The 17765-nt window shown below is 59.3% G+C and carries 13 protein-coding genes; 7 read left to right on the top strand and 6 right to left on the bottom strand.

Annotated elements, in window-relative coordinates:
• Positions 1 to 8: 8 nt before the first annotated feature.
• The 4 genes from NK8_RS40225 to NK8_RS40210 all read right to left on the bottom strand — a co-directional run bounded on the left by NK8_RS40225 (position 9) and on the right by NK8_RS40210 (position 4191).
• Entirely contained in the window at positions 9 to 1265 is a 1257-nt protein-coding gene (locus NK8_RS40225; RefSeq protein ID WP_213234210.1) for a glycosyltransferase WbuB, read from the bottom strand.
• Between the two features lie 80 nt (positions 1266 to 1345).
• Positions 1346 to 1960, bottom strand: a complete 615-nt coding sequence (locus tag NK8_RS40220; RefSeq protein ID WP_213234209.1) for a DapH/DapD/GlmU-related protein — start codon at positions 1958 to 1960, stop codon at positions 1346 to 1348.
• A gap of 20 nt (positions 1961 to 1980) precedes the next feature.
• A complete protein-coding gene (locus tag NK8_RS40215; RefSeq protein WP_213234208.1) occupies positions 1981 to 2769 on the bottom strand; it encodes a methyltransferase, TIGR04325 family in 789 nt (262 codons plus the stop codon).
• A 3-nt stretch (positions 2770 to 2772) separates the two neighbouring features.
• Positions 2773 to 4191 carry a glycosyltransferase family 1 protein gene (locus NK8_RS40210; protein ID WP_225936654.1) on the bottom strand — a complete coding sequence of 473 codons (1419 nt, stop codon included), beginning with the start codon at positions 4189 to 4191 and terminating at the stop codon, positions 2773 to 2775.
• Positions 4192 to 4431: 240 nt separating this feature from the next.
• Here NK8_RS40210 and NK8_RS40205 point away from each other — a divergent pair, with 240 nt between their 5' ends.
• From NK8_RS40205 to NK8_RS40175, 7 genes are all read left to right on the top strand, one after another.
• A complete protein-coding gene (locus NK8_RS40205; protein WP_213234207.1) occupies positions 4432 to 5589 on the top strand; it encodes a glycosyltransferase in 1158 nt (385 codons plus the stop codon).
• A gap of 43 nt (positions 5590 to 5632) precedes the next feature.
• Complete coding sequence (locus NK8_RS40200; RefSeq protein ID WP_162069706.1) at positions 5633 to 7060, top strand: MATE family efflux transporter; 1428 nt, start codon at positions 5633 to 5635, stop codon at positions 7058 to 7060.
• 25 nt (positions 7061 to 7085) lie between these two features.
• Entirely contained in the window at positions 7086 to 9155 is a 2070-nt protein-coding gene (locus NK8_RS40195) for a glycosyl hydrolase family 28-related protein (RefSeq protein WP_213234206.1), read from the top strand.
• A gap of 293 nt (positions 9156 to 9448) precedes the next feature.
• A complete protein-coding gene (locus NK8_RS40190) occupies positions 9449 to 11695 on the top strand; it encodes a polysaccharide biosynthesis tyrosine autokinase (protein ID WP_213234205.1) in 2247 nt (748 codons plus the stop codon).
• Positions 11696 to 11736: 41 nt separating this feature from the next.
• Positions 11737 to 12855, top strand: coding sequence for a GDP-mannose 4,6-dehydratase (gene gmd / locus NK8_RS40185; RefSeq protein WP_213234204.1), 1119 nt, complete (start codon positions 11737 to 11739; stop codon positions 12853 to 12855).
• A 46-nt stretch (positions 12856 to 12901) separates the two neighbouring features.
• Positions 12902 to 14257 (top strand): hypothetical protein, encoded by a 1356-nt coding sequence (locus NK8_RS40180; RefSeq protein WP_162069324.1) that lies wholly within the window; start codon positions 12902 to 12904, stop codon positions 14255 to 14257.
• A 91-nt stretch (positions 14258 to 14348) separates the two neighbouring features.
• Positions 14349 to 15389 carry a glycosyltransferase gene (locus tag NK8_RS40175; protein ID WP_225936684.1) on the top strand — a complete coding sequence of 347 codons (1041 nt, stop codon included), beginning with the start codon at positions 14349 to 14351 and terminating at the stop codon, positions 15387 to 15389.
• A 30-nt stretch (positions 15390 to 15419) separates the two neighbouring features.
• Here NK8_RS40175 and NK8_RS40170 read toward each other — a convergent pair whose 3' ends face one another.
• Together NK8_RS40170 and NK8_RS40165 are read right to left on the bottom strand one after the other, a co-directional pair.
• On the bottom strand, positions 15420 to 16409 hold the full coding sequence (locus NK8_RS40170; RefSeq protein WP_213234202.1) for a phytanoyl-CoA dioxygenase family protein: 990 nt from the start codon (positions 16407 to 16409) through the stop codon (positions 15420 to 15422).
• Positions 16410 to 16433: 24 nt separating this feature from the next.
• A complete protein-coding gene (locus NK8_RS40165) occupies positions 16434 to 17384 on the bottom strand; it encodes a GDP-L-fucose synthase (RefSeq protein WP_213234201.1) in 951 nt (316 codons plus the stop codon).
• Positions 17385 to 17765 lie beyond the last annotated feature (381 nt).

The raw sequence follows: 17765 nt of genomic DNA, 5'->3' as shown, positions 1-17765 counted from the left end.
ATCGGCGGCTAGATCGTCGTCGCTTCGTCGCCGACGCCGCGCCTTGCGGTGACCGAGCTGCGAAGTCGCGCCTCGAATTGCAGAAGAATCGACTCCTTCGATAGATTGGACGCCGCATATTGCCGGCCGAGCGCGCCGAGACGCTCGCGAAGCGGCTGGTCGTCGGCGAGGCGAAGGATGGCGTGCGACAAGGCTTTCGGCGACTCGGGTTCGATCGCGAGTCCCACCTCGTTCACGACGTCCCATAGCTCGGTGCCTTGATTTGCCGTTGCAATCACAGGGCGATTGCTCGACAACATCGCGCCGAGTTTCGACGGCATGACGATATCCGCGGCATCGGCGCGTTGTGGAAGGACGTGCATGTCCGCAAGCGCCATCAGTTCGTTGAAGCGATCCTTCGGTTGCAGATCGAGAAACTTCACATTCGGCAGATCGCGCGCCTTGTCGAGCAGAAACGCTTTTGCGGGTCCCGCGCCGCAAATCACGAACATGATGTCTCTGCGCCACGTCAGAAGCGCCGCGGCCTCCGCAATGATTTCCAGACCTTGCTTGAGCCCGAGATTTCCCGAATAGAGCACGACCCGTACGCCATAGTCGATGGCGAGTTGCGCGCGATACGAGCTAAGCTGGCTATCCGGGTGCGCGTGCTGCATATCGACCCAGTTCGGAAACGTAAAGGCCTTTTCGCAAGGGACGCCCTTTTGCACGGCGAGCCGTGTCATTGCGGCGGACGGCGTGGAAACCACATCGGCACGGGACATCAGCCATTTTTCGATACGCAGGGCGAGCCGTTTCGCAGCCTGGCCTTTCAGTATGCCAAGGCGAAAAGCGGCATCGACCTCATAGTCCTGAACATGAAGCCAGCATGAAGCGCTGGCAATGCGCGCAGCCAACAATGCGACGGGAGAAGCGAACAAAGGCGGTTCGACGAGCCATACGGCCTGAGGACGCCACGTGATCTGCTTTATCGCGGCCGGAATGGCGAAGAGCGAAAAGCTCATCAGATGCAATACGCGCTTCAGACCGGATGGACGCTTCGGGCACCAGAACGGAACGCGTATGACGGAGACATTGTTGATGCACTCGGTCATATAAGTGCGCGGATTGTAGCCGGACTGCACGCGCCACTCGGGATAGTACGGCGACGCGGTAATGACGCGCACCGTATGGCCGCGCAATGCGAGCCATTCCGCCATTTCGGACGAGTATTTTCCAACCCCGGTGACTTCGGGCGCATAGTTGAGCGAGAACATCAGCACTTTCATCGAGCCACCTTCATTGCGGGAATTGGAGAATCGAGTGCGCGTCGAGTATCGAAGAACGGCAATTCGATGAGCCGTGACTTTCAATCGAAGCGCTTGCGAATGAAGCGGCATGGGTTGCCGCCGTAGACGCCTTCAGGCTCGAGCGAACGATGCACGACGGATAGTGGCGTGACCACGGCCGAACGGCCGATCGTGACGCCCATCTGCACGACGCAGTTCGCCGTGATCCACACGCCGTCTTCGATGACGATAGGCGCGACGCGCAGATCCATCGTCGTGCTCATGGCATGCGATCCGGTCGTGAGGAAAGCGCCCTGGGAAATGCAGACGTGCGAGCCAATGTGAATCGGCGCCTGGTTGTAGATCCACGCATTCACGCCGAACCAGCAGTGATCGCCGACCACGAGATTCCAGGGCGCTTTCACGCGCACCGGATGCACGAAACGGCAACCCGAGCCGATCCTTGCGCCAAATAGCCGCAAAAGCGCAACGCGCAGGACGGAGAATGGCACGAGCTTGTTATTGATGACGCTGGCCTCGACGACAAACCATAACGCTTCGATGAAAGACGAGCGCACCTTTGCATAATTGCCCTTGCCTGCGCGGCCCAGATCGATGATGCGATCATCGTTCCCTTCGCGCGAAGGCGTTGTGTCGGTCGACACGCGTTCGTCGGTAAACAGTTCCGATGCCATTTGAATGTTCCTGCCGCGATCTATCTTCGAACCGGTCCCCGATAGGCAACGCCCTGATATCGGCAATCCGCATCCGTTTTGTCGAATCCATCCCATTCGCAGAACATGGTGAACCCGAGTTCCATCATGAAGCGATCGAACTTCTGCCTGGAGAAGAAGCGGTGAGGATAGGTTCCGTCATACATCGAATTGCGTGCGTGCTGTATCGCGATACGGTCCTGCTGAGCTTCGATGAATGGCGTGCGGTCCACTATGACGAATGCTGAAAGGGCTGCGGCGCGGCGAAGCTCGTCGAATGGATCTTCGAGATACTGAAGCGAGCCGGAATAGAGCGTGATGTCGATTTCGCTTCGCGCCGATGCGTTATCTAGCGTGGCGAAGAACTTCAGGGTGTCGTCCTCGAAATCCGTGCGCCCGACGCGCACGTATTCCGCCTGTTCGACGATCGACCACATCAGGCCGCTCGTCGCGCTCAGAAACTTTTTGTGCTGGAAATAGAGGCTGCCCAGCGATCCGCCGAAATCCACGACATGCAGGCCGTTTTGTCTGGCGTTCGCTATGTAGAGCAGACAACTCAGCAGAGGCCAGCGAAATTCCTCGTGCATGAAACAGACCGAATCGCGCTCGAAAGCGGCTTCGCCTCGTTTGACCCGCAACGCCGAACTGTGCACCGTCTGGAGAATCTGCGGTGCATCGTAACCGCCGGCCGCGGCAAGCGCGTCGGACCACGATCCATAGCTGCCGTTGAACTCGGCGCTGAAACCGAGTCGGCGCGCGATGGGCGCAAGAAAAGTAGCGGCAGTCAGCACGATTCATCCCTCGGCTTTCATGGACGAGCTCGCGTCGATAGCCGGCCAGCACATCCGGCGTGCGCGAAACGCCTCCAAAGCATTCGCGATAACCGAAAGCCGCCGGTCATCCGTGAGCGATCCGATACGCTGTTTTCCTCGCTCGATCAGCATCTCTCTCAAGTGCGGATCGTTCATGAGCGTCTGAAGCGCGTCGGCCATCGAGTCAGGGTTCAGCAGGTCGATAAGAAGGCCCGCGTCGCCCACCTGCTCGCGCAGATTCCTGAGGTCCGAATAAAGCACCGGGACGCCGAGCTGAAATGCTTCATAAGGGGGGAGATTCGTCGGGCCGAAATAGGTAGGCATAACCAATGCGATTGCCTGACGATAAAGGCTCGCCACTTCGCGATCAGGTACGAAGCCGGCGAAGCGAATCCTGTCGGTCAGCCTGAGATCGGCCGCGACGGACCGGACATGAGCGAGATTGCCGAGGTCGCGACCCGAGAATACAGCGCCCAGGCGAATCCCAAATCGATCTTCCAGGCTGCGTAGTCCTCGCAGCAAATACACGTGATTCTTGTGCGGCCAGAATTGCGCGGGATAGTAAATGTAGTCGCAGTCCAGACCGTACTCGGCCTTGACGTCGATATGGCGATCCGGCTGGCCGAGTTCGTGCTCGGGTAGCAGCGTACCGGTGGCGGGAGAAAAGGGAATCACATGAACCCTATCCGCATCGACGCCATAACGCCGGACGACGTTATCGTGACCGGCCTGCGAATCCACGATGATGCCCGTCGCCTTCTTCAACGCCTGCTGATAAATCTGCTCGCGACGTTCGAATTCTCCACCGGATCGCACTTCGGGAAAGTCCACCTCATCCCGATGCGCGAGATCCCAGACCGTGAAGAGATAACTGAACTGCGCGGTCACGAGCGCAAGGTACGACGGACAAGTGAAATAGACGAGATCGGCGTTCATATCTCGCAGAGACCGATCCAGCCAGTTGAAATGGATTCGCCGCTTGAATAACGATGGTGGATTCAACTGACGCCACATCACATGCACGCGTGCGAGGAGTCGTTGCCATTGTCGGATCGGAAGGTAATGAGCGTCGACGCCGTTGAGACGCAATTCTTCGATCGCCGACCGACGCGTCGTCACGAACGTCACGCTGCAGAGTTCGGGCGGCAGACGCTTGAGCAGAAGCGCGGCATTCGTCGCCTGCTGGAATCCACCACCCGTCGAATTGTCCTGCTCGAGCAAAACCACCATCCGGATGGGCCGGATCTTGAATCGGTTCAGAACGCGATCCGCGCCGTTCGTGAGTTCCTGATACTCGGCGCGGTGGCTAGCGTACCGGGGAACGGACAGATCACGATCGTAGGTAGCGCTCGCAGCGGCTCGCTTGAACAGCATGTTTGAGGTCCCCGAGAAGGAATGCATGTGTGAGGCTGATCGTGTACTCGTCCAACGTTAGCCTGTCGTGCATGCACTGGACCGGTTCTGACTGAACTTGGCAAGACCTTGGCTGAACGATGGGCGCAATGACTCCCCTCCAACCCCGCGTACCAGGGGAGGAGAGCCGGCCAAAAGCTTGATGATTTCCGCCAAGGGCATCTCTCAGGCAGAGCGGACACTACGATGGCTATCCGGGAGTGCATCACGATTCATCGGAGGACGTCATTGAAAACGCTTCATATCATTCCGTCCATCGAGGCACGGTATGGCGGCCCCGCCGAGGCGCTCAAGAGGCTCGCGACGGAACTCCGGCTCTGCGGACACAGCGTGGATATCGTTTGCCTCGATGCTTCGGCGCATGCCGATAAGACCGATGACGCCGCGTTCGATCGTGTCGTGCGCCTTGGCCACTATGCAGGCAAATACGCGCTGAGCTTTCGGCTGGTTCGATGGCTCAGCCGGCACGGCAGACAATACGATGCGATCGTGGTGGACGGCATCTGGCAGTTTCACAGCGCGGCGGCGGTGTTCTCGCTGCGTCCGCGAAACATCCCTTATTTCGTGATGCCGCACGGCATGCTGGACCCGTGGTTCAACGCCGGTCATCCGCTGAAGTACGCAAAGAAGCTCGTTTACTGGCTGTTCGTGGAACGGCATGTTGTCGGTGGCGCGAAGGGCGTGCTGTTCACCACCGAAAGCGAGCGCGAACTGGCGCGCAAAGCTTTCCCGCTTTATCGGGCGAATGAAAACACGATGACCATCGGCACGGCGCCACCGCCTTCGATCGGTGCGAGCGAGGTCGAGAAATGGCGCGCTTCCGGCTCATCGGACAACAAAAAGCTGATACTTTTTCTCGGGCGAATCCACGAAAAGAAAGGATGCGATTTGCTGATCCGCGCCTTTCACGAAATTCGGCACGCGGCTGGGGACTATCGACTCGTCATCGCCGGGCCGGACAACAATGGCCTCGCTTCGAAGCTGCGTCGTGAAGCGGAACAACTCGGGCTCGCGGAAAGCATCACCTGGCTGGACATGGTGAAGGGCACCGACAAGTGGTCGTTGTTGAAAGCGGCGGATGTCATGGTCTTGCCGTCGCATCAGGAGAATTTCGGTGTGGTGGTGGCCGAAGCGCTCGCGTGCGGCGTGCCGGTGCTTCTGACCGACAAGGTCGGAATCTGGCAGGAGGTCGTAGCCGATGGCGCCGGTCTCGCGGACGAAGACACGCAGCAGGGCGTGACGCGGCTCCTGATGCAATGGACGCGCTTACCGGAAACAGAAAAGACCGCGATGAGGGCAGCGGCGAAGCAGTGCTTCGAGCATCGCTTTCATGTTTCACGCGTGGCTCAGAACTATATCGCGTTGATGAGCGGTCAAATTGCGTGAGCTCAGGCGCTAATTGCTGTCCTTTTCCGTACGAGACGACCCAATGCCGCTTCAAGAACGTTCCTTCGCACGCGCGCCCGCATCCGTTTTGCGACACTGCTTTCGTCGACTGCCATTCGGCGTCGGCGCGTCGGAAGGGCGCGACAGGGAACGCTATCTACGGGCCGCGCGCTCGGCTGCCTGCAATTCGGTGAGCGCGGCATTGGGCTTTGCCGTCGTGGTGCTATCGGTATCCTTTACGCTTCCGTATCTCGGACAAGAGCGCTTCGGCATCTGGATGACGATATCGAGCCTCGCCGTCATGCTTCAGGTGCTGGACCTCGGCGTAGCGAACGGGCTCGTCAATCTCGTGGCGGATGCCAAGACGTCCGACGATCATGAAGCCCTTCAGACGATCGTCACGCGCGGCATCGTGCTGCTCACCGGGATCGGCGTTGCGGCGGGAGGCGTACTGATCGGCGTCATGATGCTGCTGGACTTTCAGCACCTGCTCAAGATCGAGTCGCCGGAAGTGGCTCGGGAGGCCGTGCTGTCGACTTTCACTTTCATCGCGCTGTTTTGCGTGAACATTCCGCTCGGTGGCGTAAGAAAGGTCTTTTTTGGCCTGCAGCGAGCGTGGGAGCCGCATACGGTTGCGGCGATCGGATATCTTTGCTCGCTGCCGCTGCTCTATCTTTGTGCGCGCTCCCACGCGCCCATGCCCTATCTCGTTCTTTGCACCTATGGCGTGCAGGTCGCGACCGCGATCATTCTTCTGGTGCGGCTCTATCTGGAGCGCATGTTTCGGCTCCGTCGCGGCATCTGGAGCGGCAGCGGTTTGCGTGACTGCACCGCGCTGATGCGAACCGGCGGCGTATTCCTCATTCTCCAGATCGGGATGATATGCGGCAACGCGTGTGATCCGTTGATCGTGTCGCATATTCTCGGCGCGAGCGAAGTCGCGAGACTGGCCGTCGCGCAGCGGCTGTTTCAGGCCATCACCGTGGCCATGCTGATGTTATCGGGCCCGTTGTGGGGTCTTTATGCCGATGCACGATCGCGCGGTGAAAAGAAATTCATCAGGAACACGCTGAAGTTATCCATGTGCGTGACGACGGGCACGGCGCTTTTCATGAGCGCGCTGATCCTCGCCTTGTCGCCGTGGTTGCTGAAGGTATGGACCGGGAGTCACCTCGACGTGCCGATCGAACTGCGATGTGCTGCGGCGGTGCTGGCCGTGGTCGAAGCCATGGCCAATGCCTTCACGATCTTTCTCAATGGTGTGAGCGAGTTGCGGCCGCAGTTGCTCGCCGTGCTCGTGTTCTGCGCGGTGTCGGTTCCGCTCAAGATCTATCTGCTGACGAAGTTCGGCACGGTGGACTGGGTTATCTGGTCGACGATCATTGCCAGTATCGTGGCTGATTACATCGTATATATAGGGCTTTTCAGAAAGCGAATTCTTGCCCATGCATCGCTTGGGCCGACGGCGTAATTCCTTCCAAGCGCATTTCGACGTCATGGTCCAGTTATGGAGAAAGTGGCAGGCGGCCGGCGAGGCGCTGAAAACCAGACGCCGCGCACTGACGAAAATTCTCGTCGCGTGTTGCGGCGTGTTGGCGGTGGGTGCGCAAGCGCGTCGTGCGGAATCAGCCAAGGATCTGCCCGCGCAGCAGCAGGGCTCATCCGGTCCGATGCAGCTCGCGGAAAGTCTTTCACCCGAGGACAGAATCGTCGTCGTCAGGAATTCGCTCCTGCAGGCGCGCATAGGCGAAGTCTCCGGATACATCCTTTCAGAAGGGCCGATTCAGGGTTATGCAAGGCTGCGCCAGTATGCCGGGACGCTCACGCACCTCGTCGTGTCTCAGCAATCGGCGGGTCATCGCGGCTCGGATACGGCGTGCTATTGGCTCGATCCGGATGACGCATCGAGTGCGGACAATGGCGGCACGATCATCGTATCGAAGTCGGGAAAGCGCTGGAAGCGCGTGTTCGAGGGCGATATCCACGCCAGGTGGTTCGGTGCGCAAGGAGACGGGACGACCGATGACACCGATGCCATCAACCGCGCGGTCGCGTTCGCGGGCTCACGCTATGCCTCGACGGGGCGCGCACAGCGCGTAGTGCTCGACAACGGGACGTATCGCGTAGCGGCCGTGTCGGGAACGCTCGCCATTCCCTGCCATGATGACGGGCAGAGTCGAAGCTCCAAAGACAGGAAGCTTTCGCCGGAGCCGGCATCGCGTCAATCCTATTGCGTGGGCGTATGGCCCGGCGTGAAGCTATGTGGAATCAATGCCGTGGTGAAGGGCGCATATCGCTACGGCATGGCGGACGCGCGGCAGCCGATCACCTTTGGCGTGCTGGATGGTCACGAACTCGTGTTTGAAAGCGGACTCGAGGATCTCACTTTCATCGATTGCTTTATCGCTTTTGCGGCCCTTTCCTCGACGCTGGCATGTTGCGCCTTCGAAAAGCTCCGCTTTCTCGGATGCGGCATCGGCGTCTATGCCGCTGTGCTCGAACAATGCATGTTCAGCAATATCGAAGCGCAGAGGACGGGCGTGCCGATCCTCGTCGGAGGTCAATGGGCCGATCGCAACGACGACTACAACGAGCGCGGCGGCTTCGCGGACAAGTGCACCTTCATCAATGTGCGCAACATCTACGAGCGCGCTTATGGCGATGACGAACGACGTATCGACACCTGGTTCGATGCCACGTTCTTCAAGACGCGGAACAATGAATCGAGACTCGGCACGCAACTCAACGCTGCATCGCAGGCGAGGGCGTATCCGTACCGGGGTATCTGCGGCTTCTGCATTCGCGTGATGTCGCGATATGCGCGTCCCTCGAACGAAAACGTCTTCATGCAGATATCGCACGCAATGTCGCCCCGGCCCGCCGTGCTCGTCGATGCGTGTCAGTCCGCCGTCTTCAACGGGGTCTATCTGGAGCGTGTCGGTTATCGCGACAATCCGCGGCGAAGCGGACCTGTCGGTGCGGGCTGGGACGATCCTTATCTGGGAAATGGCGTAGTCGTTCCGGCATTCATCGGAACGCTCGACGTCTCGTCCTCTGTCTTCGGCGTCAACGTCCAGCAAGCTTACGGCGCATGCGCCATTCAGTCGGATGGTCCGATCGCGCCCGTGCAGTCGTGGGACTGCACGCTCAGGGACGCGCAGGATCGCTTTACGTTGGGCGCGGCGCGCTTCGACGGCGATGTGACGATACGCGGTGGAGCGCTTCGTGCGGTGGAGCAGGTCAGACACGACATCGGCGGATCGGGTCTCTTCAGCATGGCCTTCGATTCAGACAGCTTTGACACGGGCGTGCCAGTCCGCGCGGATGACAGGGCGCACGCCGTGATCGTGCTCGTGTCGCGCGACGCGAATGGGTCCGGTCATGCATCGACGGGCCTGTATCTGCTGAATCTGTCGCAACGAGGCGCAGGCGAGCCGGTCCGAACGCTCGTGTCGGGAAGCGATCTCGTGCGCTTTGCGGTCAGTAGAAAAGGAACGCTCAAGCTCATTGCCGCGAATGCAGGCGCGCATCGCGTGTTCATGCTTGGCAATCGTCCGTTCGAATAGCCACGCGACAGATGTTATCCGGCGGATGCTACAACGCGCTTGTTTGCATCAGCCGGCAAAGCCTCGCCGACGCACGCCGCCGCTTCGAAAGAGCATCGCCTTCTTGCCGGCATGGCCTTCGCTCACGACAACATCTTGGCGATTTCCGTCGCCAATTAGTTCGCGACGATGGCGCATGTAAATTAACCAACAACGACGGACACAAAGACGTCGTGCGCTGCGTCGTTCCTCACATCACTGCGCCTGGCGGCCACGCATTGCCGCCGGTTGCAACGCACCCTACTGGCGAACACATGGCCTCGATGAAACAGGACACGCACGGCGATTCGATGCACGGGGACAACGTGTCGATATCGGACTACTTTCGGGTCTTGAGCGACAGCTGGCGCCTCGTATGCATGGTTGCGCTCGGCATTCTCGCGCTCGGCGCCTTTTACGGTGCGCTGAATCCGCCGATGTATCGCGCCGATGCGCTCATACAAATCGGCTCGCAGAATTCGAGCTCGTCCGATGCGGAAGCATTGGGCCGCCTTGCATCGATCTTCGATTCGAAAGTCAAGGCGGGCGCCGATACCGAAATGGAGCTGATTCGTTCGCGCCTAGTAGTGGGCGAAACCGTGCGGCAATTGCATCTGGAGATCAGCGCCTATCCGCGCTACTTTCCCGTCTTCGGCCAATGGATCGCCAAGTTGAACGGCGCAACGAGTTTTTCGGACGCGCCGTTCGGTTTGCGGCGCTTCGCATGGGGTGACGAAAGAATCGACGTATCGAAGTTCGACATCCCGCACTCTGCGATCGGCCGCGAGTTTCTCGTCAAGGCGGGCAAGGATGGTTCGTACGAACTGATCGCACCGGATGGCATCGTGCTCGGCCAGGGAACGGCAGGCAAGGAGCTGGTGGCGCCTTATGGAGGCGGCGAAGCGCGCCTCGTGGTCAACGAACTCTACGCGCCGCCCGGCTGTGAATTCACCCTGACGGCGAATTCGACGCTCGCGACCATTCTTGCGCTGCAAAGCGCTTTGGCCATTTCGGAAAGGAAGTCGCAATCGGGCATGATCGGCATCGCGCTCGAGGGCCGCGATCCGTCGCGGGTGGCCGATATCGTCAATACGATCGCTCAGGAATATCGCGCCCAGGATCTCGCGAGACGATCGTCCGAAGCGGAGCATTCGCTGCTTTTCCTGGAAGGCCAGTTGCCGAAACTGCGAGCGGAACTGCAGCTAGCGGAAGATCAATACAACGCCTTCCGTAATAGCCGGGGTACGGTCGATCTCAGCGTGGAGAGCCGGCTTCTATTGCAACAGGTCGTCGATCTCGATACGGCCATGCGCGGACTCATGCAGCAGCGCGACGATATCGCGGAGCGCTACCAGCCGGGTTATCCGGCGCTCGCGGCGGTCAATGCCAAGATCGCCCGGATGCAACAGGACCGTGAAGCGTTGAGCCGGCGTATCGCGACCTTGCCCGATACCGAGCAGACAGCGTTGCGTCTCATGCGCGACGTGCGTGTCGATACCGAGCTTTATACGAGCCTCCTGAATAGCGCACAGCAACTGCGCGTGATCAAGGCAGGGAATGTCGGCAATGTGCGAATCGTCGATCGCGCGCTGCCAGCCGAAAAGGCGATCAAACCCAATTGGCGCGCGCTGTTGTCCTTGTCCGCCGCGCTGGGCGTCGCGCTTGGCATCGTCGCTGCATTCCTGCGCAAGGCGATTATCGGCGGCGTGGAACGCAGCGTGGAGATCGAGCGCGCCCTGGGCGTCCCCGTTTGCGCCGTGGTGCCGCACAGCGAACGGCAAGTCAGGCTTCAGGAAGACATGCGCCGCAGGCTTCCCGGCGTCCATGTGCTGGCCGCGCGATCGCCCTGTGACGTGGCGGTCGAAGGCGTGCGAAGTCTGCGCACGGCATTGCAGTCGATCGGCGGAGCGCCGCGCAACAACGTGATCATGATCACGAGTTCGACGCCCGGCGCGGGCAAGTCGTTTCTATCGGCGAATCTGGCCGCCGTGCAGGCCGCTGGCGGCAAGAGAGTGCTTCTCATCGACGCCGACATGCGGATGGGCAACATGCACGCTTCTTTCGCGCCGGCCGGCGGCGCCGGACTTCGCGAGCTGCTGAACGGAGCCGCATTCGACGATGTCGTGCAGCGCGACGTCATGGATGGCGTGGATCTGATTCCACGCGGCGGCGATTCGCTCAATCCCGCCGACATTCTCATGAGCCGCCGCCTGAGCGAGCTGATCGATGCGGCCTCGATGCGTTACGACTCCGTGGTCATCGACACGCCGCCCGTGCTCGCCGTCACCGATGCCACGCTGATCGGACGTCAGGCCGGAACGACGCTGTTCGTCGTGCGGCACGGACGACATTCCGTCGCAGAAGTGCACGAGGCGTTGAGCCGCCTGCAAAAGGGCGGCGTCAGCGTGAGCGGTGTGCTCTTCACCGATGTCCCCGCCGACCGATCCACTTACGGCTCGGGCTACGGGACATCGTATCGATACAGCAAGAGTCGCGGTGAGTCGAATATCCGGACCGTCTGAACGCATTTCAAACTGGCGTACGCAAATGAGGAGAAGAAACGATGCCGAACAAAGTCGCGCTGGTCACCGGAATCACCGGTCAGGATGGTTCGTATCTCGCTGAATTTCTGCTCGACAAGGGATATGAAGTGCATGGCGTGAAACGCCGCTCGTCGCTTTTCAACACCGACCGTATCGACCATCTGTACGAGGACGATCACGTCGCGGAGCGCCGCTTTCATCTGCATCACGGCGATCTGACGGATTCGTCGAGCATGCTGCGCATCATCCAGCGCGTGCAGCCGGACGAGATCTATAACCTGGCCGCGCAGAGTCATGTCGCGGTTTCGTTCGAAGAGCCCGAATACACTGCCAACGCGGACGGTCTGGGCGCGTTGCGGATGCTCGAAGCGATACGCATATTGGGTCTCGAGAAGCGCACGCGCTTCTATCAGGCATCGACTTCCGAATTGTATGGTCTGGTCAGGGAAGTGCCTCAGCGGGAAACCACGCCGTTCTATCCGCGCAGTCCTTATGCGGTGGCGAAGATGTACGCGTACTGGATCACGGTGAACTATCGCGAGGCGTACGGCATTTACGCGTGCAACGGCATTCTGTTCAATCACGAATCGCCCGTTCGTGGCGAAACGTTCGTGACGCGCAAGATCACGCGCGCGGTCGCACGCATCGCGATCGGATCGCAGGACTGTCTGTATCTCGGCAATCTCGGCGCGTTGCGCGACTGGGGACACGCACGCGATTATGTCCAGATGCAGTGGCTGATGCTGCAACAACCGGAAGCGGAAGACTTCGTCATTGCATCGGGCGTGCAATACAGCGTCAGGGAGTTCGTGCAGCAGGCGGCGGCGGAACTCGGCATCAGGCTGCGGTTCGAAGGTAGCGGCGTCGACGAAGTCGGCATCGTGGACGCGGTCACCAGCAAGGAATGCCGAGTCACGCCCGGTACGGTGATCGTGCGGGTCGATCCTCGCTATTTCAGGCCGACCGAAGTGGAGACCTTGCTGGGCGATCCATCGAAGGCTCACGCGAAACTGGGCTGGGCACCGACCGTGACCTTTGCCGCGCTCGTGAAGGAGATGGTCCTGTCCGACTATCAGATTGCCAAGCGCGATGCGTTGATCACGCTCGCAGGATATCGGGCGCTGGAACATCACGAATGACGACGTGCGTTCGTTGAGCGGGCGGTAATACTTCGGAGCGCAAGTCATGGTGACCCGTTGGATATTTTCGCTCGCCGTCTACACGCTTTTCGCCGCGGCACTCGCGCAATACGCGGATCAGGCGCTCACTGCGCTCGCCTCCGGCTCCATCAATGTATGGAACATGGGCGCGGCAGGCATGGAAGAGGCGGGCGCAGTCAAGTATGTGAAGGACGCAAGCATTGCCGTGATCGGCGTTTGCTGGCCGCTTGCACTGGGCATGAGCCGCTTTCCATACGGCACGCGCACGCTCGTTCTGCTGTTCTTCGCATGGATTCTTTGCGTCATATCGGTGGGACTCGTGCCGTTCATTGCGGGTTCGACGCCATTGTTCTTTCTCGCCGCCGGATTGCGCTGGGTGCTTCTGGTGCATGCATCGTTCGGGCTATTTCTTTTCGCACGATGGTTACCCGATGGCGCGCGAGGCCAGACGCTGTTCGTCGCCGCTTTGCTGGCGCTCGGCGCGTTCGACTTCTATGTCGCGGTCCGGCAGTGGATGCTGCTCGGTCAGGGTCAGACGGCTTCGTTTGCGGGCGACCGGTACACGGGTCTGCTCAGCAACGCGGCGCTCGCCGGCATGTATGCGATTTCCCTGGCATGCATGGCGCTGATTCTCGACCGTGCGCGGCTCGTGATCCGTTTGATGTTGCTGGCCGTGGCGGTGGCAATTGCAGTTTCTTCCGGTACGCGCTTCGCGATGATATCCATTGCTCCGGTGGCCGCCGTCATGATCTGGGAGATGCTGGACGGCAGGCTCAATCGCAATGGCCGGATGCTCCTCGTGATAAGCGCACTGCCGATCGCCGCGTGTCTGATGTTGGGCGGCTACACGCATATGGTCGATGCAGTCGGTCGTGGCGATGTTCTCGCCAATCAGCTCGATGAAGGCGGCCGGCTGTATAACCTCGGCAATATCGCAACCCAGCTGGCGGACGCGAATGCCGAAGAGCTATTGCTCGGCAGAGGTCTTGGCGTCGGCACGAATACGGCCTTTACGATGCTGGAGCGATCAGGCGTCGATCCGGAGCAGTACCGGTTCAATCAGCTTATCGACAACGCCTTCGTCACCATGCAGTTTCAGATTGGCGCGCTCGGCATGTTCATCTTCATGACGGGCGCGCTCGCATTCCTCTGGCGAATTTGTCCGCATCATTCACGGAATCTGTTCGCGCGTTATCTGGTGTTCCTCGGAATCACGATAGGCGCGTGTATGGATATCAATCTCTGGGAACAGTATCCGTTGGTGACGACGCTGTTCCTCTGTTTCGGCGACACGTACTGGCGATCTGTGAGCATGACGAGCAACCCCTTTTCCCGACATCTGGTGCGGAGCGACCATGCTGGTATTCATCGCGCCGTATAGCGCTGCTGACCGCGATTCGAACAGGGATCTCGGTGCAGCGCGCAAACTGGAGTTTTTTCTGACCCTCGCGACACATCTCGCGAACGATGTGGTGTTGATCAACACGGCGCACGAGAAGGAAGGGTGGTCGCATAGGGAAATCCGCGATGTGCGCGTCGGCGACAGGCACATTCGCGAGATCACGCTGCGGCGCTATCCCGTAAGAACCATCGGCAAGATGTTGAACCTTTTCGAAGTGGCGGCCGTGAGCCGCGAGATTTCGAAACTGGGCAAGCCGGAGACCGTGTGGATCTATAACCCGTACGCATTCGAGTCGATGCTCGCGCGCGCATTGACGCGACAGTTCGGCGCGCGTCTCGTCCTTCAGTTCGAAGACTGGCTGTTCTCACGACGGCGCTGGCATCCCAAGCCGCTGCTCGACTTCATCACATGGCGATTTCTTCTGCCCGCGCCTTCATTGTGTCTTGCGGTCAATGATTACTTGTCCGTACGTGAAGCACGACGCAGCGGGTGTCCGGTCGTGCTGTGTCCAGGTGTGGTATCCGATGGATTGATCGAAGTCTGCAGGCGTCGTCGCCCGTTCTCGCGGGGAGGTACGCGCACTGTGATCGGCTATTTTGGTGGACTGAGCGCGGAAAAGGGGGCTGACGTGGTGCTCGATATGATTCGCCTATCGGGCGAGCGGTTCAGCTTTCACGTATGCGGAACGGGACCGCTGGCGGCGGAGTTCACGCGCCTGTGCGCCGAAGGTCACTCGGTGCACTTTCACGGCCGTGTCGACGATGAAACGTTGCTTGATCTGATCTCGGACTGCGACGTACTGGTGAATCCGCATGCGTCGATCGAAAAGATGAGCAATGGAGTTTTTCCTTTCAAGGTCGTCGAGTATGTTGCGTCGGGAAGGTTGGTGATATCCACCGATCTTCCGGCCATCAGTATGAAAGAGATTCACGATGCCATCTGTTTCGCGAAACCCGAGGCGGAGTCTATCGTCGAGGCGCTGGTTGGTGCGGAGGAAATCTATTTGCGTAAGCGCTCGAATATAGAGAAGGCAATTGATGCGGTTGCTTCGCTTCTCACTCAAGGGGCATTTAGAGAGACTCTGTCGCCGATTCTCGCGAAACGTGGGTAGGGCGCGGTAGGTCGCTCACGCCTGACGGCCTCATTTCCCGATCAATTTCCGAATCACCGGTTTGAGCGAACTCGGAAATCGCGCGAACGCCCCCCGCGACAAGCGGAAGCAAAGATACTTCCCCATGACCGATAACATGGTCTGATCGAGCGGAAGCGAATGGAGCGTGGTGTCCGGAAAGACATCATAGTTCGAAGGCCGGCCGAAACCCAGAAACATCGAAGTTCGATCATCGAGACGGGAGACGAATTCAGTATTGACGATGATCGGCTCAGATTTCTCGATTTCGCTGTCCACCTGAAAGAAGACACTCTTCCTCACGAAGTTCTTGTCCGCGACGGGTCGCGCCCTGTGAATGCCGTAGGTGTTATAGATGACGAGCGACCCGCGAGGCATCCTGAAGCTCTTGACGGAGGACGCGAAGTTATCGGCGATGAATTCATCCGTGTAGTCGCTGTACGCTTTTTCGCCCGACCACAAGTGCGAGCCTTCGACGTACTGAAATTCGCCGTCTTCGACATCCGACACATAGAAGATGAAAATGATGCCGGGTATCTGCGCGAATTTCCTGTCGGTCTTGTTGTCGGTATGCCACTGCATATGGTGGCCGCCATAGGTCTCGTAGTATCTCAGCGCCTTGAGTCTGAACTGATCTCCAAGATATCCTTCGCTGACGCCGAAGACAAACGGCGATGTCGCGAAGTCATAGAACGTCTTCGAAACCGCCAGCAGGTTCGTCAGATAGTATTGCCTTTCCGAGAACACGCCGCCGACCTTGTTGACATTCAGGCTATGCTTCGTCTCGGTCGCGTCGCGCTCTATTCTTGAGATGGTTTCGGGCGTCAGCGCGGAAGGGAATGCGAAGTAGCCTTTCTGGTTCAGCTCGTCGACTACCTGACCGATGTCGACGGAGAGGAACTCGCGAGTGAACAGCGCATTCTCGAATCGATCTTCTGCATGAGCCGGCGCGATTCGAGTCGCTTCCTGAATCTCCACGGCGGACAAAGGCACGCTTGCCATTGAATTCTCCGAGTACGTTACGCGTTACGCGTCGGCATAGCCCATTCGCTGCACGTTCTTCATGTAGTCGGCATAAGTCGCCGCAATGCCATCACGCAGCGCAATCGTCGGCGACCAGCCGAGCGCGGCCAGCTTCGATACGTCGAGCAACTTTCTCGGCGTTCCGTCCGGTTTGGACAGATCGAAATCGAGCGATCCGGAAAAGCCGATGACATCGCAAATCAGGCGGGCGAGGTCGGCGATCGATATATCCTTGCCATATCCGATATTGAAAAGACCTTCGGTGTGTTCACTATCCAGAAGCGCGAGCACGGCGGACGCCAGATCGTCGACGTGGAGAAATTCCCGCTTCGGAGATCCCGATCCCCACACCGGGAGCGACCGTAGTCCGTTGAGCTTCGCCTCGTGCGTCTTGCGAATGAGCGCGGCCAGAACATGCCCGCTCTGCAGATCATAGTTATCGTTCGGGCCGTAAAGATTCGTGGGCATGACCGAGAGGTAGCGCGTTCCATGCTGGCGGCTATAAGCCTCACAGAGTTTGAGACCGGCAATCTTTGCAATGGCATACGCTTCGTTGGTCTGTTCGAGGGCGCCCGTCAGAAGATAGTCTTCCCGGATGGGTTGCGGGCAATACTTCGGATAGATGCAGGAGGAGCCGAAGAAGATCAGCTCGGGCGTGCCGCTCGTGAACGCCGCATGAATCACATTGCTTTCGATCACGAGATTCTCATAGAGAAACGATGCCGGCTGTGTCGAGTTCGCGTGTATCCCGCCAACCTTCGCCGCGGCGAGGAGCACGACATCGATATTCTCCTGAGCGAAGAATGCCATTACGGCGCGCTGGTCGAGCAGGTCGAGCTCCTTCCTGGATCGCGTGATCAGATGGTGATAGCCGCGCGCGGCGAGACCGCGCAGAAGCGCTGAGCCGACCATGCCGTTGTGTCCGGCGACATAGATCCGAGAACCTTTATTCATGTTGGTGCTCAATCGTCCATTGAGGTGCGTTGATCGAAACGTGATTTCCCGCAGACACTGGATCCGGAGAGTCCTGACGTGCGATTGTCAGGTTAGCCATGCATCCGGACAACATCGCGTTTGTGGCGGACGGTGCCAAGATATTGTCGCTGTGCATGCTTATTTCTTGCCGATGACACCGATGCAAGGATCGTCCTTGAAACGGCCTCATCGCGCGAGACCTGCTTCGGCCAACGTCATGGTTTATTCGGCCAACGACCTCGGTTGATCGGCGCGCCAGTTCTAAGCTTCGTGAAGGCGTGACGGTCGGTCGCGGGCTCATGGTGTGCCCGGAGGGACGGCTGCCGTAACGCTCGCAGTGCCAAAGGACGCGACAGGCTC

Origin of the sequence: Caballeronia sp. NK8, from assembly GCF_018408855.1 — a bacterium.
Classification (GTDB): Bacteria; Pseudomonadota; Gammaproteobacteria; order Burkholderiales; family Burkholderiaceae; genus Caballeronia.
Note: the sequence above shows the minus strand (reverse complement) of the source record. Positions and strands in the feature narration are given on the sequence as shown.

Bases quoted from the DNA above. Each gene is read 5' to 3' on its own strand.
- NK8_RS40220 (WP_213234209.1), bottom strand. From the start codon at position 1,960: ATGGCATCGGAACTGTTTACCGACGAACGCGTGTCGACCGACACAACG.
- gmd (WP_213234204.1), top strand. From the start codon at position 11,737: ATGCCGAACAAAGTCGCGCTGGTCACCGGAATCACCGGTCAGGATGGT.
- NK8_RS40190 (WP_213234205.1), top strand. From the start codon at position 9,449: ATGGCCTCGATGAAACAGGACACGCACGGCGATTCGATGCACGGGGAC.
- NK8_RS40225 (WP_213234210.1), bottom strand. From the start codon at position 1,265: ATGAAAGTGCTGATGTTCTCGCTCAACTATGCGCCCGAAGTCACCGGG.
- NK8_RS40210 (WP_225936654.1), bottom strand. From the start codon at position 4,191: ATGCATTCCTTCTCGGGGACCTCAAACATGCTGTTCAAGCGAGCCGCT.
- NK8_RS40165 (WP_213234201.1), bottom strand. From the start codon at position 17,384: ATGAATAAAGGTTCTCGGATCTATGTCGCCGGACACAACGGCATGGTC.
- NK8_RS40195 (WP_213234206.1), top strand. From the start codon at position 7,086: ATGGTCCAGTTATGGAGAAAGTGGCAGGCGGCCGGCGAGGCGCTGAAA.
- NK8_RS40200 (WP_162069706.1), top strand. From the start codon at position 5,633: ATGCCGCTTCAAGAACGTTCCTTCGCACGCGCGCCCGCATCCGTTTTG.
- NK8_RS40180 (WP_162069324.1), top strand. From the start codon at position 12,902: ATGGTGACCCGTTGGATATTTTCGCTCGCCGTCTACACGCTTTTCGCC.
- NK8_RS40170 (WP_213234202.1), bottom strand. From the start codon at position 16,409: ATGGCAAGCGTGCCTTTGTCCGCCGTGGAGATTCAGGAAGCGACTCGA.